The 21,873-nt window shown below is 64.3% G+C and carries 20 protein-coding genes; 14 read left to right on the top strand and 6 right to left on the bottom strand.

Features of this window, described 5'->3' with window-relative positions; translation table 11 throughout:
• Positions 1-81: 81 nt before the first annotated feature.
• Positions 82-1,305, top strand: a complete 1,224-nt coding sequence (locus tag SA496_RS18870) for a maltoporin (protein ID WP_371924301.1) — start codon at positions 82-84, stop codon at positions 1,303-1,305.
• Between the two features lie 12 nt (positions 1,306-1,317).
• A complete protein-coding gene (locus tag SA496_RS18865) occupies positions 1,318-2,220 on the top strand; it encodes a D-hexose-6-phosphate mutarotase (RefSeq protein ID WP_120655091.1) in 903 nt (300 codons plus the stop codon).
• A gap of 149 nt (positions 2,221-2,369) precedes the next feature.
• Here the strand turns inward: SA496_RS18865 and SA496_RS18860 are convergent, their stop codons facing one another.
• Positions 2,370-3,230 carry a MurR/RpiR family transcriptional regulator gene (locus SA496_RS18860; protein ID WP_171016547.1) on the bottom strand — a complete coding sequence of 287 codons (861 nt, stop codon included), beginning with the start codon at positions 3,228-3,230 and terminating at the stop codon, positions 2,370-2,372.
• A gap of 182 nt (positions 3,231-3,412) precedes the next feature.
• Between SA496_RS18860 and zwf the strand changes: the two genes are divergently transcribed.
• The 5 genes from zwf (at position 3,413) to SA496_RS18835 (ending at position 9,141) form a co-directional block, all read left to right on the top strand.
• The gene (gene zwf / locus SA496_RS18855) at positions 3,413-4,882 is read left to right on the top strand and encodes a glucose-6-phosphate dehydrogenase (protein WP_120655092.1); all 1,470 of its coding nucleotides are present in this window, start codon (positions 3,413-3,415) and stop codon (positions 4,880-4,882) included.
• Positions 4,869-5,582 (top strand): 6-phosphogluconolactonase, encoded by a 714-nt coding sequence (gene pgl, locus SA496_RS18850; protein WP_330114288.1) that lies wholly within the window; start codon positions 4,869-4,871, stop codon positions 5,580-5,582. Before zwf ends, pgl begins: the two co-directional genes overlap by 14 nt.
• Positions 5,583-5,598: 16 nt before the next feature.
• Entirely contained in the window at positions 5,599-6,288 is a 690-nt protein-coding gene (locus SA496_RS18845) for a bifunctional 4-hydroxy-2-oxoglutarate aldolase/2-dehydro-3-deoxy-phosphogluconate aldolase (RefSeq protein ID WP_171016546.1), read from the top strand.
• A 271-nt stretch (positions 6,289-6,559) separates the two neighbouring features.
• Complete coding sequence (locus SA496_RS18840) at positions 6,560-8,185, top strand: NADP-dependent glyceraldehyde-3-phosphate dehydrogenase (protein ID WP_120655094.1); 1,626 nt, start codon at positions 6,560-6,562, stop codon at positions 8,183-8,185.
• A 137-nt stretch (positions 8,186-8,322) separates the two neighbouring features.
• Entirely contained in the window at positions 8,323-9,141 is an 819-nt protein-coding gene (locus tag SA496_RS18835; protein WP_330114287.1) for a shikimate 5-dehydrogenase, read from the top strand.
• A 128-nt stretch (positions 9,142-9,269) separates the two neighbouring features.
• On the opposite strand, the gene SA496_RS18830 is transcribed toward SA496_RS18835, so the two are convergent.
• From SA496_RS18830 to SA496_RS18810, 5 genes are all read right to left on the bottom strand, one after another.
• Positions 9,270-9,746 (bottom strand): MarR family winged helix-turn-helix transcriptional regulator, encoded by a 477-nt coding sequence (locus SA496_RS18830; protein ID WP_120655096.1) that lies wholly within the window; start codon positions 9,744-9,746, stop codon positions 9,270-9,272.
• A gap of 275 nt (positions 9,747-10,021) precedes the next feature.
• Positions 10,022-10,813: an ABC transporter ATP-binding protein gene (locus SA496_RS18825; protein ID WP_120655097.1), complete on the bottom strand. Its 792-nt coding sequence runs from the start codon at positions 10,811-10,813 to the stop codon at positions 10,022-10,024.
• A complete protein-coding gene (locus tag SA496_RS18820) occupies positions 10,813-12,612 on the bottom strand; it encodes a branched-chain amino acid ABC transporter ATP-binding protein/permease (protein ID WP_120655098.1) in 1,800 nt (599 codons plus the stop codon). Before SA496_RS18820 ends, SA496_RS18825 begins: the two co-directional genes overlap by 1 nt.
• Positions 12,609-13,646 (bottom strand): branched-chain amino acid ABC transporter permease, encoded by a 1,038-nt coding sequence (locus tag SA496_RS18815; protein ID WP_120655099.1) that lies wholly within the window; start codon positions 13,644-13,646, stop codon positions 12,609-12,611. Before SA496_RS18815 ends, SA496_RS18820 begins: the two co-directional genes overlap by 4 nt.
• 180 nt (positions 13,647-13,826) lie before the next feature.
• A complete protein-coding gene (locus SA496_RS18810; RefSeq protein WP_120655100.1) occupies positions 13,827-14,978 on the bottom strand; it encodes an ABC transporter substrate-binding protein in 1,152 nt (383 codons plus the stop codon).
• A gap of 736 nt (positions 14,979-15,714) precedes the next feature.
• Here SA496_RS18810 and SA496_RS18805 point away from each other — a divergent pair.
• The 7 genes from SA496_RS18805 (at position 15,715) to SA496_RS18775 (ending at position 21,811) form a co-directional block, all read left to right on the top strand.
• On the top strand, positions 15,715-16,827 hold the full coding sequence (locus SA496_RS18805) for an amidase (RefSeq protein ID WP_330114286.1): 1,113 nt from the start codon (positions 15,715-15,717) through the stop codon (positions 16,825-16,827).
• A gap of 25 nt (positions 16,828-16,852) precedes the next feature.
• Positions 16,853-18,025, top strand: coding sequence for an acyl-CoA dehydrogenase family protein (locus SA496_RS18800; protein WP_330114285.1), 1,173 nt, complete (start codon positions 16,853-16,855; stop codon positions 18,023-18,025).
• Positions 18,026-18,052: 27 nt separating this feature from the next.
• The gene (locus tag SA496_RS18795; RefSeq protein ID WP_120655102.1) at positions 18,053-18,415 is read left to right on the top strand and encodes an IacB protein; all 363 of its coding nucleotides are present in this window, start codon (positions 18,053-18,055) and stop codon (positions 18,413-18,415) included.
• 5 nt (positions 18,416-18,420) lie between these two features.
• Complete coding sequence (locus tag SA496_RS18790; protein WP_120655382.1) at positions 18,421-18,927, top strand: nuclear transport factor 2 family protein; 507 nt, start codon at positions 18,421-18,423, stop codon at positions 18,925-18,927.
• A 155-nt stretch (positions 18,928-19,082) separates the two neighbouring features.
• Positions 19,083-20,357: an aromatic ring-hydroxylating oxygenase subunit alpha gene (locus tag SA496_RS18785; RefSeq protein WP_120655103.1), complete on the top strand. Its 1,275-nt coding sequence runs from the start codon at positions 19,083-19,085 to the stop codon at positions 20,355-20,357.
• Between the two features lie 83 nt (positions 20,358-20,440).
• Positions 20,441-20,917, top strand: coding sequence for an aromatic-ring-hydroxylating dioxygenase subunit beta (locus SA496_RS18780; protein ID WP_120655104.1), 477 nt, complete (start codon positions 20,441-20,443; stop codon positions 20,915-20,917).
• A gap of 153 nt (positions 20,918-21,070) precedes the next feature.
• Positions 21,071-21,811 (top strand): SDR family NAD(P)-dependent oxidoreductase, encoded by a 741-nt coding sequence (locus SA496_RS18775; RefSeq protein ID WP_153918350.1) that lies wholly within the window; start codon positions 21,071-21,073, stop codon positions 21,809-21,811.
• Positions 21,812-21,873: the final 62 nt, after the last annotated feature.

The raw sequence follows: 21,873 nt of genomic DNA, 5'->3' as shown, positions 1-21,873 counted from the left end.
TTGTTCGCGAGCAAGCTCGCTCCTACCAGCGCACCGCGTAAACGATCCATCGCAACACAACAATAAAAATCTGGAGTGGACATGAGCACGACGATCAAAGGTTTGTGGGTACTGCCCTGCGCGCTTTTCGCGGTTTCCGGTATGGCGCAGGCGGTGGAATTCACCGGCTACATGCGCAGCGGCGCCGGCGGTTCCAGCGAGGGCGGCACACAATCCTGCTTCCAGTTGCCGGGGGCGCAATCGAAGTACCGTCTGGGGAACGAATGCGAGCAGTACATCGAACTGGACCTGCGCCAGGACCTGCTCAAACTCGATGACGGTTCGGTGGTCAGCGTCGAAGGCATGGCGCAGCTCTACAACGAATACGGCCATACGCCCGAGTTCACCGGTGATCATGGCTTCGCGCGGATGAACCAGATGTACGCCGAGTGGAGCAACATGCCGGCGCTGGGCGGCGGCTCCTTCTGGGCAGGGCGCCGCTTCTACAAGCGGAACGACATCCACATCTCCGACTTCTACTACTGGAACCAGAGCGCCACCGGCTTCGGCTTCGACGAAGTGGCCATCGGCGACCTCAGGTACAGCTACGTATTCTCGCGCAAGGACAACTACGACCAGGACCCTTACATCAATCGTCATGATTTCAACGTCGCGGGCTTCCAGACCAACCCCGGCGGCGAAGTGGAGCTGGGTGTCAGCTACCTCTCCAAGCCCGACAGCACGGACGCCCACAGTGGCTGGTCGGTGGCGGCCCAGCACAAGCAGAAGGAATTCCTCGGCGGGGTGAACACCTTCGCCCTGCAATACGGGCGTGGTCCGGGCACTGCGCTGGGTTACACCGGCGATCCGACCCTGGACAACGCCAACCAGAGCTGGCGCGTGGTGGAGTTCTTCGACTGGCAGGTGACCCCGCGCTTCGGTGGCCAGTTCGAGGTGATCTACCAGAAGGACAAGCGCCCGGATGGCGGCGACCAGAACTGGCTGTCCGTCGGCGTGCGTCCGAGCTATGCGATCACCGAGCAGTTCAAGCTGGTCACCGAGCTGGGCCGCGACCAGGTTGAAGCCCCGGGCGGCACCCGCAAGCTGACCAAGTTCACGGTCGCGCCCACTTGGTCGCCGGCCGGTCCTGGTTTCTGGGAGCGTCCGGAAATCCGCCTCTACTACACCTATGCCAGTTGGAACGAAGCCGCCCAGCGCGCGGCCAGCGAACTGGCAGCGGGCTCGGCGCTGTCGGATACCGGCGCCTTCGGTGATGCCCTGCACGGTTCCAATTTCGGTGTGCAACTGGAGTACTGGTGGAAATGACCGGGAACGACGATGGCCGCCGGTGAAATCCGCCGTCGCGGGCCGTGCCTGGTGAAGGCGGGAGAGGGTGCTGACCATCCCCTTGCCGGCCTGTTGCGTCCGGCGAATGGGCAACCCTTTCGCTGGACCGAGCACCAGGGGCGCGAGCTGCTGCTCGTTGAGCACCCGCGCTGTTCGGCGGTGTTCAGCCGCCAGGGTGGCCAGTTGCTGCACTTCCAGCCATCCGGCGAACGTCCGTTGCTCTGGTGTGCAGCGCGTTGGCCGCGCATCGGTGCCATTCGTGGCGGCGTGCCGGTCTGCTGGCCGTGGTTCGGTCGTCACCCCATGGAAGGTGGCTGGCCGCACCACGGTTGGGCGAGGCTGTCGGATTGGCGACTTATCCACAAAGAAGCCGATACCGACGGCGTGCGCCTGAACTGGCGTCTCGACCTGCACGACTGGCAGGTGGAGCTGGTGGTCGAGCTGGGCGAGCGTATGAGTCTGCAATTGGTCACCCGTCACCGTGACAGCGAGCCTTGCGTGCTCAGCCACGCGTTGCACGCCTATTGGCGAGTCAGTGATGTGGCGCGGGTCGGGTTGCTGGGGCTGGACGGCGCCGAAGGTCGCGACCTGCTGAGCCGCGAGGCGTGCCGGCAGGAGGGTGAACTACGGGTGATCGACGGCTGCCACACGGTGTTCCAGCGCGGCGGCCGGGTGCGGATTCAGGACGCCGGGTGGCAGCGGCGGTTGTGCATCGAGGGTGGGAGTAATCCTGGCACCGTGGTCTGGCATCCCGGCAGCCGGCCCTTGGCGGAAGTCAGCTGGTCGGAAGGGCTTGGCTTTCTCTCGGTACAGGGAGCGGCCTGTGGTGAGGACAGTGTGGAACTGGCGGCGGGGGAGGAGGCGCGGCTGAGTTTGAAGGCGTGGGTGGGGTGATCGGGGGCGGGCCTGGCCGCTAGAGGTGTAGGGGCGAATTCATTCGTCAAGCAGGCCAAAGGTCTGCCCCCGGCTTCCCTCGGGGCCGCTGCGCGACCCTTGGCGAATGAATTCGCCCCTACAAGGAGGAGTCGGGACGCTTCAATCAATCAGCTCGGCTCCTCATCCGCTGGATAGCGGCTGGCGTTGAGGCTTTCCTTGATCTTGCGCAGGTGTGGCTGGAAGTCGACGCCGCGGCGCAGGGTCATGCCGGTGGCGAGCACGTCCAGCACGGTGAGCTGGATGATGCGCGAGGTCATTGGCATGTAGATGTCGGTGTCTTCCGGCAGGGGAATGTCCAGGCTCAGGGTGCTGGCCTTGGCCAGCGGCGAGTTGGCTGCCGTGAGACCGAGTACCGATGCGCCATTCTGCCGTGCCAGGCGTGCCGCCTCCACCAGCTCACGGGTGCGGCCGGTGTAGGAAATGATCACGAAGAGGTCGCCGGTATGCGCCACCGACGCCAGCATCCGTTGCATCAACACGTCGGAGTGGGCCGACACCGCGAGGTTGAAGCGGAAGAACTTGTGCTGGGCGTCCAGGGCCACCGAGGCCGAGGCGCCCAGGCCGAAGAAGTGGATCTGCCGGGCCTGGATCATCAGGTCCACCGCGCGGCTGATCAGTTGTGGGTCGAGGCTCTGCAGGGCGCTGTCCAGGGAGGCAATGGCACTGCCGAAGATCTTCCGCGTGTAGGCCTCGGGGCCATCGTCGGCGGACACCGCCTGGCTCACGTAAGCGGCACCGCTGGCCAGGCTCTGGGCCAGTTGCATCTTGAGTTCGGGGTAGCCGTTGACGCCGAAGGAGCGGCAGAAGCGGTTCACCGTCGGTTCGCTGACCTGCGCGGCCTGGGCCAGTGCGGCAATGCTGTAGCGGGTGGCCTGCTGCGGGTCGCGCAGGATGACTTCGGCGACCTTGCGCTCGGCCTTGTTGAGTTCGTCGAGGCGGTTCTGGATCTGCTCCAGCAGGTTGTGCACGCGGTCCATTGGGATTCCTGGGAAGGGGCCTGCAATCGGTGGCCTATCGTACTGAGCGCATCCAGGCTGAGCCACCGCAATCTCGCATGTTGAGAAATGTAGTTTTATTACAACATTTTGTCTTGCTGTAACGCTTAACTGGGTGTATTCATAAGCTTATGTTTGATAGAAGAACAAATATTATGACCTCGCAACCTGTCGAACCCTGCACCCTGGCCCTCTTCGGCGGCCTGGGTGATCTGGCACTGCGCAAACTGTTTCCTGCGCTCTATCAACTGGACCGCGCCGGCCTGCTGCCGGCCGATACGCGCATCCTCGCCCTGGGGCGCGAGAACGGCGAACCCGCCTCGCATATCGCCGCCATTGGCGATCACCTGCGCCGCTACGTGCCGGCTATCGAAGTGGAGGAGGGCGCGGTACAGCGCTTCCTGGCGCGACTCGATTACCTGACCATGGACTTCCTCGACGCCAGCGCCTATCCGGCCCTGGCCGACAAGCTGGGGCCGGTTGCCCGGCTGATCGCCTACTTCGCCACGCCGGCCGCCGTGTACGGCGCCATCTGCGCGGGCCTTGCCGTCACGGGACTGGCCGAGCGCACCCGCGTCGTGCTGGAGAAGCCCATCGGCCACGACCTGGAATCCTCCCGTGCGGTGAATGACGCCGTGGCGGCGCACTTCCCGGAGAACCGCACCTACCGGATCGACCATTACCTGGGCAAGGAGACGGTGCAGAACCTGATTGCCCTGCGTTTTGCCAATAGCCTGTTCGAGACCCAGTGGAACCAGCACCACATCTCCCACGTGGAAATCACCGTGGCCGAGCAAGTGGGCATCGAAGGTCGCTGGGGCTACTTCGACCAGGCCGGCCAACTGCGCGACATGATCCAGAACCACCTGCTGCAACTGCTCTGCCTGATCGCCATGGACCCGCCCAGCGACCTCTCCGCAGACAGCATCCGCGACGAGAAGGTGAAGGTGCTGAAAGCCCTGGCGCCCATCGCCCAGCAGCAGCTTGGCCAGCAAGTGGTACGCGGCCAGTACGTGACCGGCAACATCCTCGGCAAGACGGTGCCCGGCTACCTCGAAGAGGAGAACGCCAACACCCACAGCGACACCGAGACCTTCGTTGCCCTGCGTGCCGAAATCCGCAACTGGCGCTGGTCCGGCGTGCCCTTCTACCTGCGTACCGGCAAGCGCATGCCGCAGAAGCTTTCGCAGATCGTCATACACTTCAAGGAACCGCCGCACTACATCTTCGCCCCCGAGCAGCGGCCGCTGATCAGCAACCGTCTGATCATCCGCCTGCAGCCGGACGAAGGCATTTCCCTGCAGGTGATGACCAAGGACCAGGGCCTGGACAAGGGCATGCAGCTGCGCAGCGACCCGTTGCAGCTGAGTTTCTCCAACACCTACCGCAGCGCGCGGATTCCAGATGCCTACGAGCGGTTGCTGCTGGAAGTGATGAAGGGCAACCAGAACCTCTTCGTGCGCAAGGATGAAATCGAGTACGCCTGGAAGTGGTGCGACCAGCTGATCGCCGGATGGCGCCAGCAGGGCGACGCACCCAAGCCCTACGCGGCGGGAACCTGGGGGCCGGTGGCCTCCATCGCATTGATCACCCGTGATGGCAGGAGCTGGTATGGCGATCTGTAATCTCGACCTGCCGACGCAGGTCACCGGGCTCAGCCTCGGCAGCCCTGAACAACTGGCCGGTGAACTGGCCATCACCGTGGCCAATGCCCTGCGCGTGGCCATCGAATCCCGCAATGCGGCCGTGCTGGTGGTATCCGGTGGACGCAGCCCGGTGGCCTTCTTCGAGCGGCTCTGCGCGCAGACGCTGGACTGGTCGAAGGTGACCGTCAGCCTGGCCGACGAGCGTTTCGTGCCAGTCAGCCACCCCGACAGCAACGAAGGCTTGGTGCGCCGCCATTTGCTGCAGGGCGCGGCCTCCAACGCACGCTTCGTCGGTCTCTACCACAGTTCGCAGGGTCTGGAAGAGTCAGCCCGCCTGGCCGATGCGGCCTTGGCCCGGCTGGGCGCCATCGACGTGCTGGTGCTGGGCATGGGCGAGGACGGCCACACCGCGTCGCTGTTCCCGTCCAGCCCGAATCTGGAGCAGGCGCTGAATGCCGACTGCGCGCAACGCTGCCTGCCGATGCAGGCGCCCAGCGTACCGCGCCAGCGCCTGACCCTGACGCTGCCGTTGCTGGCCAGCGCACACCTGACCCTCCTGGCCGTACAAGGCCAGGCCAAGCTGGCCACCCTGGCCGACGCGCTGGCGGGTGATGACGTGGCGGCCATGCCGATCCGCGCTTTCCTCCGCCGTCCCCTGGAAATCCACTGGTGCCCCTGAGCCCGAAGGAACGCCCATGACCAGTCTCCCCACCCATCGGGCCACCAGTCGCGAAGCCGTGCCGAGCATGGCCGACAAGGCGGCCCTGATCGATATCCTCTGCGGTGCGGCGCGCATCCTCCCGGTGATCACCATCGAACGCGAGCAGGACGTCCTGCCCCTGGCCGACGCCCTGGCCGCTGGAGGCCTGCGCACCCTGGAAGTGACCCTGCGCTCCGAGCACGGCCTCTCCGCCATCCGCACCCTGCGCGAACAGCGCCCGGAGCTCTGCGTCGGTGCTGGCACCGTGCTGGATGAATGGATGCTGGCCGAAGCCGAGGCCGCCGGCTCGCAGTTCATCGTCACCCCCGGCTGCACCGCCGAGCTGCTGCGTGCGGGCGTCTACAGCCCGTTGCCGCTGCTGCCCGGTATCAGCAGTGCGTCGGAAATCATGCTCGGCTACGCCTTGGGTTATCGCCGCTTCAAGCTGTTCCCGGCGGAAATCTGCGGTGGCGTGAAGGCCCTGAAAGCCTTTGGTGGCCCCTTCCCCGGCATCCGCTTCTGCCCCACTGGCGGGGTCAACCCCGACAACCTGCACGACTACATGGCCCTGCCCAATGTGATGTGCGTGGGTGGCACCTGGATGATGGACAAGGACTGGATACGCAACGGCGACTGGCGACGCATCCAGGAAGCCACCGCCCAGGCGCTGGAACTGCTGGGCTGAAACCCACCCAGTCAGCGTTCCTGCTTCACCTGTAGGAGCGAATTCATTCGCGAAAGGGCACCCAGTGCCCTCGGGTAGCCGCTCAGGACAGGCCAGCGGCCTGCTTCGCGAATGAATTTGCTCCTACACGTTTCAACCCCGACACCGTAGTTCCCGGACTTCAATTTCCTGCGAGAACGGATTCCGCCAAACGGTTTGCTGAAACGATTTACCAAATCAAGAAACCGCGTTAAAACCGACTTCCAGTGGTTCCGATCCAGAGGAAAGTGCAATGACCCACAACAACAAGCTCGAAGCCCTGTTCCCCACTGCCGACCAGATTCCCGAGCGCTACCGCCCCGGTGCGCCGATCGAACAGCGCGAGTACCTCGTCAACGGCGAGCTGATCCGTTGGGATGGCCCATTGGCTGCCGTGCGCAGCCCGATCTTCCTGGCCACCGACAAGGGTGATGAGCAGGTGGTGCTGGGCAGCACGCCGCTGCTGGACGCCGACGCCGCGCTGGCAGCCCTGGAGGCCGCCGTGAACGCCTATGACCATGGTCAGGGGCTGTGGCCGACGATGCGCGTGGCCGAGCGAATCCAGCACGTGGAGAAGTTCCTCGCCCGCATGCGTGAGCAGCGCGACGCGGTGGTCAAGTTGCTGATGTGGGAGATCGGCAAGAACCTCAAGGATTCCGAGAAGGAGTTCGATCGCACCTGCGACTACATCGTCGACACCATCGAAGCGCTCAAGGAGCTGGACCGCCGCTCCAGCCGCTTCGAGCTGGAGCAGGGCACCCTCGGCCAGATACGCCGCGTACCGTTGGGCGTGGCCCTGTGCATGGGCCCCTACAACTACCCGCTGAACGAGACCTTCACCACGCTGATCCCGGCACTGATCATGGGCAACACCGTGGTGTTCAAGCCGGCCAAGTTCGGCGTGCTGCTGATCCGTCCGCTGCTGGAGGCCTTCCGCGACAGCTTCCCGGCCGGCGTCATCAACATCATCTACGGCCGTGGCCGGGAAACCGTCAGCGCCATCATGGCCAGTGGCAAGGTGGACGTGTTCGCCTTCATCGGCACCCACTCCGGCGCCGCCGACCTGAAGAAGCTGCACCCGCGCCCGCACCGCCTGCGCGCGGCGCTGGGCCTGGACGCGAAGAATCCCGGCATCGTGTTACCCAAGGTGGACCTGGACAACGCCGTCAGCGAGGCCATCACCGGCGCGCTGTCTTTCAATGGCCAACGCTGCACGGCGCTGAAAATCCTCTTCGTCCACGAGGATGTGCTCGAATCCTTCCTCGACAAGTTCTGCGCCAAGCTGGCCGCGCTCAAGCCGGGCATGCCCTGGGAAGACGGCGTTGCCCTGACCCCGTTGCCTGAACCGGGCAAGGTCGATTACCTCAACACTCTGCTGGCGGATGCCGTGACCAAGGGCGCCAAAGTGGTCAACCCGAGTGGCGGCAGCCACCGGCAGAGCTTTTTCTATCCCGCCGTGCTGAGCCCGGTGAGCCCAGAGATGCGCCTCTACAACGAAGAACAGTTCGGCCCGCTGATCCCGGTGGTGCCGTATCGGGAAGTGGAGGAAGTGATCGACTACGTGCTGCATTCGGACTACGGCCAGCAGCTAAGTCTGTTTGGCAACGACCCCGCCCAGGTTGGCCGGCTGGTGGATGCCTTCGCCAACCAGGTGGGCCGCATCAACATCAACGCCCAGTGCCAGCGGGGCCCGGACACCTTCCCCTTCAATGGGCGGAAGAACTCGGCCGAGGGCACGTTGTCGGTACATGACGCCCTGCGGGTGTTCTCCATCCGTACCCTGGTGGCAACCAAGTTCCAGGCGGACAACAAAGAATTGGTGAGCGAGATCATCCGCAACCGCGAATCGAACTTCCTGACCACGGATTACATTTTCTGAGGCGGATGTGATTGCTGCTTTTTTGTGGGAGCGAATTCATTCGCGACAGGGTGGTTCCCGGTCAGGCCTTCGGCCTGATTCGCGAATGAATTCGCGACTACAAGGTTTGATTCCCCGCCGCAAAAACGGAGACTCCAATGCCCCGCACCATCAGCCGCGACACCCGGCTCTGCATGTCGCTGTCCGGCCGGCCCGGCAACTTCGGCACGCGTTTTCACAACTATCTGTACGAGGCCCTGGATCTGGACTTCGTCTACAAGGCCTTCACCACCACCGACCTGCCGGCGGCCATTGGTGGCATCCGCGCCCTGGGTATTCGTGGTTGCGCCGTTTCCATGCCGTTCAAGGAAGCCTGCATCCCATTGCTGGATGAACTGGACCCTTCTGCCTTGGCCATCGATTCGGTCAACACCATCGTCGCCGACAACGGCTGGCTGAAGGGCTACAACACCGACTACAGCGCCGTGGCCAGCCTGCTGGCGAGCCACGCGGTGCCGAGCGACATTCGCTTCGCCGTGCGTGGCAGCGGTGGCATGGCCAAGGCGGTGGCCAGCGCCTTTCGCGACAGTGGTTTCCGACACGGCACGATAGTCGCCCGCAACCCGGAGGCCGGCCCGGCGCTGTCTGAGGGCTGTGGATATGCATGGCTGGCCGAGCTGGGTGACGAGCATCCGCAGATGCTGGTCAATGTCACTCCCATCGGCATGCAGGGCGGCCCGGAAGCGGACTCCCTGGCCTTCACCCGTGAGCAGGTGGAAGCGGCCGAGTGGGTCTTCGATGTGGTGGCCCTGCCGGTGGAAACTCCGCTGATCCGCCTCGCCCGCGAGCTGGGCAAGCCGGTGATCACCGGTGCGGAAGTCATCGTGCTGCAGGCGGTGGAGCAGTTCGTGCTCTACACCGGCGTACGGCCGGAGGCAGGGTTGATCGAGAAGGCTGCGGAGTTTGCGCGAGGGTGAGGGAAACCTTGTAGGGGCGATTTCAATCGCCAAGCAGGACGGAGGTCTGCCCTTCAAGGCCCCATGGGGACACTGCGTGTCCCTTGGCGAATGAATTCGCCCCTACAGGAACTGCACCACCGGAGGAATCAATCCTCCGGCAGGTTCGCGTAGATCTTTTCCAGCGTGCCGTTGAGCTTGGCGATCTGGGCTTCGGTGAGGCCCTGGAAGCTGTTGGTGAAGATGTGCGCGGTATTGACCTGGATTTCTTCCACCATGTGCCGGCCCTTGTCGGTGATGGTCACCTGGGTGACGCGGCCGTCGTTGCTGCAGGGGGCGGTGTCTACCAGGCCGTCGTCCTTCATGCGGTAGACGATCTTGGTGACGGTGGAGAGTTTGGCGATGGCATGCTCGGACAGCTCCGAGATGCTCGACTGGCCGTTCTCCTTGAGGATGAAGAGGATGCGCCAGCGAGGGACGTCGAGGTCGATCTTCTTCAGGGTCTTCTCCATGGCCATGTTGTAGCGGCCATAGACTCTGGCGATCCAGTAGAAGGGAAACTCCTCCTTCTTGAAATCGTCGCTTGCGGGGTTGTAACGGTTGAGGCGCTTTTTCGGGGTGCTCATGCGAGGGGGGCAAGGTTCGAACTGACAGGGGGAGAGTTATAGGGGGTTGCGCGTGGGCTGTCGACAGCCATCTGCAGCGGGCTTGACCTCGGTCAGCAGGGCGGGCCGCTGCGGAGAGCGGCCAACCCCCGTCAGCCGTGCAGGAAACGCTGGGCCAGGTCGAGCTGGGAGTTGGCCAGCTGGTGCAGTTCCTGGCCGATCTGGGTGCTGCGCTGGGCCTGGCCGGCGCTCTGTCCGGCAAGCCCGGCCGGTCGACGATCGGCCGGGCTGTTTACCTAGCTGGCGAGCATCTCCTGGTGCTTGCTGGCCAGGCCCAGGTAGGCCTCGATCACACGCGGGTCATCGGCCAGTTGGGCGGCCGGGCCCTGCATGGCGATCTGGCCGGTTTCCAGCACATAGGCGTAGTCGGCCACACGCAGCGCGGCGCGGGCGTTCTGCTCCACCAGCAGGATGGAAACCCCCTGCTGACGCAGGGTGGTGATGATGCGGAAGATCTCGCGGGTGATCAGCGGTGCGAGGCCCAGACTGGGTTCGTCGAGCATCAGCAGCTTGGGCTTGGCCATCAGCGCACGACCTACGGCGAGCATCTGCCGCTCGCCGCCGGAGAGGGTGGCGGCCAGTTGGTCGCGGCGTTCCCACAGGCGCGGGAACAGGTCGTAGACCTCCTTCAGCGTGATCGCGTGGTCGCGCTTGCCGCTGCGGTGACGCTGGAAAGCGCCGAGCAGCAGGTTGTCGGCCACCGTCATGCTGCCGAACAGTTCGCGCTTCTCCGGTACCAGGCCGAGGCCGCGCGCGACCATCACTTCCACTTCCGGCACCGCCTCCAGGCTGCCGTCGAAGGCGACCCGGCCGCGGGAGCCGAGCACGCCCATGATGGCGGACAGCAGGGTGGTCTTGCCGGCGCCGTTGGGGCCGATCACGGTGACGATCTGCCCCTGGCCAACCCGCAGGCTGGCGTTGGACAGGGCTTCCACCTTGCCGTAGGCGACGCTCAGGTCGCTGACTTCCAGCACCGGATTGGCGGCGAGGTTTTCCGGCTGCTTCAGGTCTTGAATCGGCATGTTCATCACTCAGCACCTCCGAGATAGGCTTCCAGCACTGCCGGGTCTTTCTGTACGTCAGCTGGCAGGCCGTAGGCGATGCGCTGGCCGAACTCCATCACCACGACCCGGTCCACCAGGCCCATGACGAAGTCCATGTCGTGCTCCACCAGGAGAATCGCCATGCCCTCGCTGCGCAGGCGGCTGAGGAGCACGCCAAGGGCTTCCTTCTCCTTGTGGCGCAGGCCGGCGGCCGGCTCGTCGAGCAGCAGGAGGCAAGGGTTGGCGCAGAGTGCGCGGGCGATCTCCAGGATGCGCTGCTGACCCAGGGCCAGGCTGCCGGCTTCCACGTGCAGGTAGTCGCCCAGGCCGACGCGTTCCAGCTGGCGACGGGCTTCGCCCAGCAGTTCGGCTTCCTCGGTGCGGTCCAGGCGCAGCGCGGCGGAAAGAACGCCCTTGTTGCCGCGCATGTGGGCGCCGATCGCGACGTTCTCCAGCACGCTCATTTCCGGCAGCAGCTTCACATGCTGGAAGGTGCGGCTCATGCCCATGCGGGCGATCTCGCGGGAGGGGATGCCGTTGATGCGCTGGCCACGGAACAGCACGTCGCCCGAGGTGGGCGTGTCGACGCCGGACAGCTGGTTGAACAGGGTGCTCTTGCCGGCGCCGTTGGGGCCGATCAGCGCGAGGATTTCCCCGGCGCGTACGTCCAGGTTCATCGCGTTGTTGGCCACCAGGCCGCCGAAGCGGCGGGTCACGTCGCGGGCTTCCAGCAGGACTTCGCCCGCGACAGGCAGTTCACGGCGTGGCAGCTCGACGGTGGCTTCCACCGCCTTGAACGACGGGCGCGGTTTCCACGCATCCGGCACCAGGCGCAACAGCAGGGGCCAGAGGCCGCCCGGCGCACGTTGCATGAGCAGGATGATGAGCAGGCCGAAGACGATTACCTCGTAGTTGCCGGAGCTGCCGAACACGTGTGGCAGCAGGTCTTGCAGCCACTGCTTGAGCATGGTCAGCACGCCCGCGCCGAGCAGCGCACCCCAGACGCTGGCCACGCCGCCGATCAGCGCCATGAACAGGTAGTCGATGCCCATGTGCAGGCCGAAGGGCGTGGGGTTCACGAAACGCTGCGTATGGGCGTAGAGCCAGCCCGACAGGGCGGCAAACAGCGCGGAGATGAGGAAGATCACCATCTTCGCGCGGAAGGTGTTCACGCCCATCGACTCGGCCATCAGTTGGCCGCCCTTGAGGGCACGGATGGCGCGGCCTTCGCGGGAGTCCAGGAGGTTCTGGGTGATCAGCATGGCGCAGAGCAGCACGGCCCAGATCAGGTAGTAGATGTCCTCACCCTTGTTCAGCTCCCAACTGAACAGCGAGATCGACGGCAGGCCGCTGACGCCGGTGTGGCCGCCGAGGGATTCCAGGGTGCCGAACAGGTAGTAGAGCGACAGGCCCCAGGCGATGGTGCCGAGTGGCAGGTAGTGCCCGGAGAGCTTGAGGGTCAGCGCGCCTAGCAGCAGGGCCACCGCACCGGTCAGAACAAGGCCCACCAGCAGCGTCAGCCAGGGTGAGGCGCTGGCCCAGGCCAGCCAGCCCGGCAGGTCCTGCACGGTAGTCAGGTAGGCGCTGGTATAGGCGCCAAGGCCAACGAAGGCAGCCTGGCCGAAGCTGGTCATGCCGCCGACGCCGGTGAGCAGAACCAGGCCGAGGACCACCAGCGTGTAGAGGCCGATGTAGTTCAGCAGGGTGACGTAGAAGGGAGGCAGCAGCAGCGGCGCGACGCCGAGCACGGCCACCAGGGCGAGGATCAGGTAGCGCGGTTTCATTCATCGTCCTCCACATGACGGCTGGTGAGGGAGCGCCAGAGCAGGAACGGGATGATCAGGGTGAAAACGATGATCTCCTTGTAGGTGCTGGCCCAGAACATCGAGAACGCCTCGATCAGGCCGACGCCCAGCGCACCCAGCGCAGCCACCGGGTAGCTCACCAGGCCGCCGATGATGGCGCCGACGAAGCCCTTGAGGCTGATGACGAAGCCCGAGTCGAAATAGAGGGTGGTGATGGGGGCGATGAGGATGCCCGAGAGCGCACCGATGAAGGTGGCCAGCGCGAAGGTGGACTTGCCCGCCAGGTTCGGCGAGATACCCATGAGCCGGGCGCCCAGGCGATTCACCGCCGTGGCGCGCAGGGCCTTGCCGTAGAGGCTGCGCTCGAAGAACAGGAACAGGCCGACGATCAGCGCCAGCGAGACAGCGATCACCCACAGGGTCTGGCTGTTGAAGGTCACCGGACCCAGGGTCAGGCCGGCCTCGGAGAAAGGTGCGGTGCGTGCGCCTTCAGGGCCGAACATCAGCAGGCCGAGGCCGACCATGGCCACATGCACGGCGATGGAAACGATCAGCAGCACCAGCGAGCTGGCCGAGGCGATTGGCTGGAAGACCAGGCGATAGAGCTGCGGGCCCAGCGGTACCACCAGGCACAGGGTGAGCAGGGCCTGGATCGCCATCGGCAGTTCGGCCAGAGGCAGGCTACGCACCAGTCCGACCATGGCCAGCGCATAGGCGAGCTTGGGGATGATTCGTATGGGGAAACGGAAGCCGCGGCTGGCGCGGGTTGCGTCATACAGGTCCATGGCGCAATCCGCCAGGGTCAGGCCGAGCAGCAGCCAGACCAGCGCGGTGGGCTGGCCGGCCTGCAGGCTGGCCATGGCCAGCGCGCCATAGGTAACGAACTCCCCCTGGGGGATCAGCAGGATGCGCGTGACGGTGAAGACCAGCAGGAGCGACAGGGCCAGCAGCGCGTATATGGCGCCGTTGGTGATGCCGTCCTGGCCGAGCAGCAGGGCTATCTGGAGATTCATGGTGGGAACTCTTGTTGCGATTCATAGGGTGGATGACGCTTTCTCGTCCACCGTCGGTGCTCCATCCGAACCCCGAAAGGTGGACATGAGGAGCGATGTCCACCTTACGGAGCGGAAAGGTTCGTGCCGGGCGTAGGGTGGATGACGTTTCTTTCATCCACCGTCGGCGCTCGACCCGCCTCAGTCACTGCCGAGCAGCGTCCAGGTCCCGTTCTTCACCTGGATCAGTTCACGGCCGCGTTCGTCGAAGCCGCTGTGGTCTTCCGGAGTCATGTTGTAGACGCCTTGGGTAGCAGGGAGCTCGTGGCTCGATTCCAGCGCGTCGCGCAGGGCCGCGCGGAACTCCGGGGTACCCGGTGCGGCCTTGGCGGCGGCCTGCGGAATGGCCTTCTGCAGGAGCAGGCCCGCGTCGTAGGTATTGGCACCGAAGGTGGCCGGCTTGCTGCCGTTCAGCTTCTCGTAGGCGGCTACGTACTCGCCGGCGACCTGCTTGGAGGGATGGCTGTCGGGGATCTCGTCCAGCACCAGCATCAGGCTGGCGGCGAGGATGGTGCCTTCGACCTTCTTGCCGCCGAGCTTGAGGAAGTCCGGCAGGGCGGCTCCGTGGGTCTGGTACATCTGGCCGCGATAGCCCTGGTCGAACAGGGTGGTCTGCGGCAGTACCGCGGCGCTGCCAGGCGCCGCGACCAGCACGGCGTCAGGGCGGGAAGCCAGCACCTTCAGGCTCTGCCCGGTGACGGACGTGTCCTGGCGCTGGAAGCGCTCGTTAGCCACCAGCTTGATGCCATGTTCGGCGGCCAGGGCGCCCATCACCTTGGACCAGTTCTCGCCGTAGGGGTCGGCGGTGCCGATGAAGCCCAGGGTCTTCACGCCGCGCGCGGTCATGTCGTCTACCAGGGCCTTGGCGATCAGGTCGTCGTTCTGGGTGGTCTTGAACACCCACTTCTTCTGGTCATTCATCGGCAGCACCACGGAGGCGGTGCCCACCGGTGCCAGCAACGGCACACCGGCCTCGGCGACGAACTGGATCACGCCCATGGCGTTGGGCGAGCCGCTTGGGCCGATGATGGCGTCGACGTTCTCTTCGCTGATCAGCTTCTTCAGCGCCTTCACGGTAGCGGTGGGGTCGCTGCCGTCATCCAGGGGGATGTAGGTCACCGTCTGGTTCCCTGCCTGGGTAGGCAGCAGCGGCGTCGAATTCTTCTGGGGAAGCCCCACCAGGGCCAGTGGACCCGTGGAAGAGGTTATGACACCGACTTTCACTTCGGCCTGGGCATTGGCCAGGCAGATGGCACTGAGGAGCAGGGTGGACACGGCTTGTTTGAGGAACATGACGTTCTCCGAGGGTTGCAAGGCTATTGGAGAGGCAATCCGCAAGGCGCGTCGGTCCCTTGTGGGGGGGCCGGCGCGCAGATGGCTTGCCGCCTTTTTTTTGTTCTGGCGCCTTGTGGCGCTGCCGGCGGCTATCCCGCTCGGCGGAAGCGAAAGTGCAGCTCCCGTGCCAGAAAAACCTGCGCCATGGCGGTGCAATGCCGAGGCATCCCCGTTGAGGCGTTCGGCTTTCTCCTCAAGTCGGCATGTTCTGGCTCTCACGTCGGACCTTTCGGAAAACCTCATTCCTGCCAGTGGCAATCGGCCTTTCAGCGTCCTTCTTCAGGGTGTTTTACCTGCTTATTTATGTGATTTTTTAGGCTGTAAAAAGCCATATCTATCGCCAATAAAACCGCAATAATTTGCAAATAATCCGTTCGATTACCGGTCATTTCGAGATGGGGTATATGCACGCAGATTTTCAATGTGTGCGATGTGAATGATTCTTAAGTGACTTATAAATCATTAAAAAATAACGATTTAATAATCATTTTTGCGTGAAAGTTCCATTTTTAGGTTGTTACCTAAATGCACGGAAGTGGTGCTTTGTTACGTGAAAATGCACCTAATCTACACACTCTTTTTCCAGTGATAATTCAATTGACATTTCACGTAATTATTCCGATTCTGGATTTACGCAATCGACACCCTCGACGGGGTGATCGGGCACCAACAAGAACGCCAATGGGTGAAGCAGATGACGATAGTGGTCGAGCGACTGGAGCTGGGTGGCGCGGGGCGAACCGTGATGGTGAAGGACACCATCGATATCGCCGGCCACCCGACCCGTGCCTCCAGTCGTGCGCTGGAAGAAGCGCCCGACGCCGTGCGCCATGCCGATGTAGTCCAGGCGCTGCTGGATGCCGGTTGCCGCATCACCGGCAAGACCAGCCTGCATGAACTGGCCTTCGGCACCACCGGCCTCAACGCCTGGACCGGCACCGCGGAAAACCCGCGTTATCCCGGACGCGTGCCCGGTGGCTCCTCCAGCGGTTCGGCCGCTGCCGTCGCCGCGGGTCTCTGCGACTTTTCCCTGGGTACCGATACCGGTGGCTCGGTGCGCGTTCCGGCGGCCTGCTGCGGTGTGTTCGGCCTCAAGCCGACCTTCGGACGTGTCAGCCGTGCGGGTGTGATGCCGGCGCAGACTTCTCTGGATTGCGTCGGCCCCTTTGCCGACACCATCCAGATACTGATCGAGGCCATGGCTGCCATCGATCCTTCCTTTGATGCACTGCCGACGGTGAACGGCGTCCGGATCGGCGTCGTACCGGTACACGCCAATCCGGAAGTGCAGGCGGCGCTGGATGCCGTGCTGGAAGCCTCCGATTTCGAACTGCTCAGTGCGCCGCTGCCCGGGATGCAGGCCGCCTATGACGCGGGCCTGGCCATCATCAACCGGGAAACCTGGAATGCCTGCGGCCACCTGGTGGAAACCGGGCTGGTTGGCGCCGATGTCGCTTCGCGCCTGCTGGCTGCCAGTGGCACCACCGATGCCGCCTTGGCCGACGCCGAAGACGTCCGCGCCGCATTCACCGCTGAAGTGGATGCCGCCCTGGCGCGTTGCCCGATCCTCGCGCTGCCGACCATGCCGGACTACCCGGCGCTGGTCGCTGACGCTGCTGATACCCGCGCGGCCATTGGCATGACCGCCTTCGTGCGGCCGTTCAACCTCACTGGCCACCCGGCATTGAGCATGCCCTTCGAGGGCGCCTCGAAGCTGCCGGTGGGTCTGCAACTCGTTGCCGCCAAGGGCGCGGATGAACTGCTGCTGGCAGTCGCCCGCGAGATCGTGCAGCGCCTCGAACAATAACCAAGAAGCCCACCTGGAGAGCCCCATGTCTTCGCTAAGCGAGCTGGATTACCAGCGCCCCACCCCGATTACCGCGAGTGAAGGATTCCAGGCACTGCTCGCAGACATCCGCGAGCGTGCCCGGCGCGAGGAATTCGACCGGCAGAAATTCATTTCCCAGGACGTGATCGAGCGCTTCAAGGAGCTCGGCGTCTACCGTGCTCTGGTGCCCACTCGCTTCGGAGGCGATCAGCGCTCGCCGATGGAGTTCTGCCAGATGGTGGAAGACATTTCCGCCGCCGATGGCTCTGCCGGCTGGGTCGCCAGCTTCGGCATGAACCCGGTGTACCTGGCGGCGCTGCCCCTGGCGACCCTGGAAAAGATCTATGCCAACGGTCCGGACGTGGTGTTCGCCGGTGGCATCTTCCCGCCGCAACCGGCCGTCTTCGTCGAAGGCGGACTGGAGGTCAACGGCCGCTGGAAGTTCTCCAGTGGTTGCATGGGCGCCAACCTGATTGGTGTCGGCATCAGCCCGAAGAACGGTGACACCGTCGGTCTGCCTCGTCTGGCCGTGATGCCGAGCGAAAAGGTGAAGATCGAGGAGACCTGGGACGTGGTCGGCCTGATCGGCACCGGCAGCCATGACGTGGTGATCGATGGCGTGGTAGTCCCCGAGGAATGGACCTTCGTCCGTGGTGGCCCGTCCAACCTCGACGAACCGATGTTCCGTTATCCGTCCCTGTCCTTCGCCACCCAGGTGCTGTCTGTCGTGGGGCTGGGCGTCGCTCGTGCCGCGCTGGACTACCTGTCCGGCATGGCCACTGGCCGTTTCTCCGTCACCGGTGCCCCGGCCCTTTCCGACCGCCCGTTGGCGCAGATGCAGATGGCCAAGGCCGAAGCCGAATTGCGCGCCGCCCGTGCCTGGTTCTACGAGGCCATGGAAAACGCCTGGGCCAACTTGCTGGCCGGCGACCCGGTGAGCGTGGAACAGACCAACCTGCTGCGCCTGTCCTCGACCCATGCCACCCGCGTGGCGGCCGAAGTGGCGCGTACCGCGCAGATGCTCTCCGGCATGACCGGCGTGTACCGGGACAACCCGCTGTCGCGCTTCGTCAACGACACCCTGGTGATCACCCAGCACGCCTTCATGGGCGACATGACCTACCAGAACGCCGGCGCGATCTTCTTCGGCAACAAGCCGCTGCCCGGCTACCTGTGAATTCCAACTGACTGATCGGTGATTCTGATGAGCGATAAAAAAGCCCTGCGCGTCCTGTTCTGCATGGGTATCAACCAGAACTTCTTCGATGCGCCGCGCGAAGAACAACTGCAGGTCTGGGCTGCTTTCAGCGAAATGTGGAACGGCATCCACGACCTGCCCGGTGTGAAGGTGTTCGGCAACATGGACGACGACCAGAGCATGGTCGGCCCGTCCACCGGCTACCCCTGGACCACCTACCTGCTGGCCGACGTACCGGACATCGAAACCGTGCACGCCGCCTGCAACCTGTTCCGCACCACCCCGGTGGGCGACGGCACCTACAAACTCTGGCGCTACGCCAAGGTCGAGGCCCGTACCGGCCGCGAACTGATCATCCAGCGCGCGTGACCGCCATGACCGAAGCCCTTGAGCAACGCCTGCGCCAACTGGAAAGCGAACATTCCGTGCGCGCCTGCATGAACCGCTACATGGAGCTGTGCGACGCACTGGATGCCCGCACGCCCCTGGATGAGTTGGCCGGCCTGTTCACCGCCGACGCCATCTGGGAAGGCAAGGGTGCCAAGTACGCCAAGAGCTTCGGTGGCTACCAGGGCCGTGAGGCGATCCGCGCCATGTTCGCCACCTACATGGTCGAGCCGGCGCACTTCGCCCTGAACGTGCACTTCCTCTGCTCCGAGCTGATTCGCGTAGAAGGCGCGCAAGCGCTTGGCAGCTGGGTGATGTTGCAGACCTCCACCTTTGCCAGCGGCGCCTCGCACCTCAATGCAGCGCGCCTGACGGTGAAGTTCCGCGAGGAAGAGGGCACCTGGCGCATGGCGCATTTCCAGACCGAGAACCTGTTCAGCCGCCCGGTGGATGCCTGGAACGATTCCGCGCACCTGCCGGTGCCGGGCAAATGAAAACACCTGCCTGCCTTTGTGTAGGAGCGAGGGGGGACGCCGAGTCCTTGCTCGCGAAAGGGGAGCGACCGAGGTTCGCGAGCAAGCTCGCTCCTACGGAAGCCGCCAACAAGAACTTTGTGTGAGTCGACGCCTTGCGCCGACGAGGAGTGATCGTGACCAACCTGATCGAAACCGTGAACCTGGCCAGCTCGCCGGCCGACCTGGTGCTGCACGACCGCGTGCACACCTCCCTCTATACCGACGCCCGCATCTTCGACGAAGAGCTGGAGAAGGTCTTCTACAGCACCTGGATCTGGGTCGCCCATGCCAGTGAGATTCCCGAGGCCGGCAGCTACAAGAGCACCTACGTCGGCAAGCAGCCGGTGATCGTGGTGCGTGACCGCAAGAAGGACGTGCACGTGCTGCTCAACCGCTGCCGTCACCGTGGCGCCACCGTCTGCGAGCACAAGAAGGGCAAGACCAACAGCTTCGTCTGCCCCTACCACGGCTGGAGCTACGCCCTGGACGGCAGCCTGCGCGGCGTGCCGCACCCGGAGAGCTACGCCGATTGCCTGGACAAGGGCGAGCTGCCGCTGGTGAGCCTGCGTGTCGAGGAATACAACGGCATGATCTTTGCCACCTTCAAGGACGACATCGAGCCGCTGGTGGACTTCCTCGGCCCGGCCAAAAAGTGGATCGATCTGTTCATGAAGCAGGGTGCCGGCTACGGCGTTAAGGTTTCCGGTGAGCACCGCTTCCGCTTCCCCGGCAACTGGAAGATCCAGCTGGAAAACACCACGGATGCCTACCACTTCCCGCTGGTGCACAAGTCGTTCCTGTCCTCGGTGGACGAGCAAACCCTGGAACTCTTCGATTTCGTGAAGGGTCCGGGCTACGTCGAAGACCTCGGCAACGGCCACAGCGTGATGGTGATGATCCCCGACCTGGTGGACCTGGAAGCCAACCTGGACCTGCCGATCCCCGAGCGTTTCGAGGCCCTGGCCATTGATCTGCGCGCCGAAGGCATCGAGGAACAGCAGGTGCGCCGTATCGTCCGCGCCGTCGGCGGCTCCGGCTTCAACCTCAACCTGTTCCCCAACGTGGCCTGCTCCATGGCCTTCTTCCGTGTGCTGCAGCCGATCTCCGTGAACGAGACCGAGATCCACCACGCGGTGATCACCATGGACGGCGGCCCGGCCGTGGCCAACCGCTACCGGCTGCGCCTGCACGAACACTTCCAGGGCCCCATGGGCTTCGGCACCCCGGATGATTCCGAGGCCTGGGAGCGTGTGCAGAAGGGCGCCCAGGCGGGCACCGACCTCTGGATCATGCTCAACCGCGGCCTGCCCGGCGAGAAGCCGAGCGAGGACGGGCTGATCAGCGACGTCAGCGCCGAGACCGGCATGCGCGCGGCCTATCAGCAGTGGAAAAAGATGATGTCGGCCTAACCCCATCCGACGCTGCGCGCGCCCCTCCCCAGCGGTGAGAAGGGCGGCGTGGCCACGCAACGCACAGTTTGAAGAGACCAGCCATGAACCTTGAATTGCTCAACCACGTCAGCGCTTTCATCTGGCAGGAAGCGGACATGCTCGACCACGGCGAATTCGACGCCTGGTTGAACCTGTGGTCCGACAAGGGCACCTACATCATTCCGATCGATCCGACCGAGACCGATTTCGAGAACACCCTGAACTACGCCTACGACGACCACCACATGCGCCAACTGCGGGTGCAGCGTCTGATCGGCGGCGAGTCCATCTCCACCAGCCCGCGGGCCCGCACCGTGCGTGCCCTGTCGCGCTTCCGCGTGCTGGGCGAAGAAGACGGCGTGATCACCGTGCGCTGCGCACAGAACCTGCGGGAATTCCGCAAGGACGTGCTCAAGCACTACACCGCCGACATCACCTTCCAGCTCAAGCGCGAAGGCGAGGGTTTCAAGATCCAGCGCAAGCTGATCCAGCTGATCAACTCCACCGATACCCTCGCCGGTATCGGTTACATCCTCTGAGGGCCGATCCATGAGCTGCTGCGCGTCGGCGATACCGCGTCATCAATGGCTTCGAGATGCTCATTTACAGCACGTAAACTCCGCTCTCTCAGCCATTTCTTCCTTGTCTCGCTCTAGCTCGCGAGCCCATGAGTCGACCCTGCGGAGCGCGCCATGAGTCAGATTGCACTCGTCACCGGCGCCGCCCAGGGCCTCGGCCTCGCCATCGCCAGCCGCCTGTTCGCCGCCGGTTACGCCGTGGTGATCTCCGACCTGTCGCTGGAACGCGCCCAGGCCGCTGCCGACCGGCTCGACCCGAGCGGCGAACGCAGCCTGGCGCTGAAACTCGATGTGGCCAGCAAGGCCGACTTCGAGGCGGCGCTGGCGGCGTCGCTGGATCGCTTCGGTGCGCTGCATGTGGTGGTGAACAACGCAGCCATGACCATGACCACGCCGGTCATGCAGATCAGCCCCGAGGAGTTCGACCGGGTCCTGAGCCTCAATACCCGCAGCGTCTTCGTCGGCTGCCAGGTATTCGGCGCGCACATGGCCGCCGCCGGCTACGGGCGGATCGTCAACATGGCTTCTCTGGCCGGGCAGAACGGCGGCACCGCCACGGGCGCGCACTACGCCGCGTCCAAGGGCGCCATCGTCACCCTGACCAAGATCTTCGCCAAGGAGCTGGCGGCCAGTGGTGTGACCGTCAACGCTATCGCGCCCGGGCCGATCGAATCGCCCGCCGTGCGCGCAGCGGTGCCGGCCGAGCGCATGGAAGGGCTGCTTGCCAACATCCCGGTCAAGCGCCTGGGCGATGCGGATTTCCTCGGCGATCTGGTGGTGCAGCTGGCGCGTCCTGAAGCCTATTTCACTACCGGGGCGACCTGGGATGTGAACGGTGGACTGTTCATGCGCTAAGTGCGCGAAGCGACAAAGCAAGGCCGTGCGTGCAGTGCGGTGGGTAACAACGAGAACAAGCA

Origin of the sequence: Pseudomonas sp. JS3066, from assembly GCF_036328175.1 — a bacterium.
GTDB lineage: Bacteria > Pseudomonadota > Gammaproteobacteria > Pseudomonadales > Pseudomonadaceae > Metapseudomonas.
Note: the sequence above shows the minus strand (reverse complement) of the source record. Positions and strands in the feature narration are given on the sequence as shown.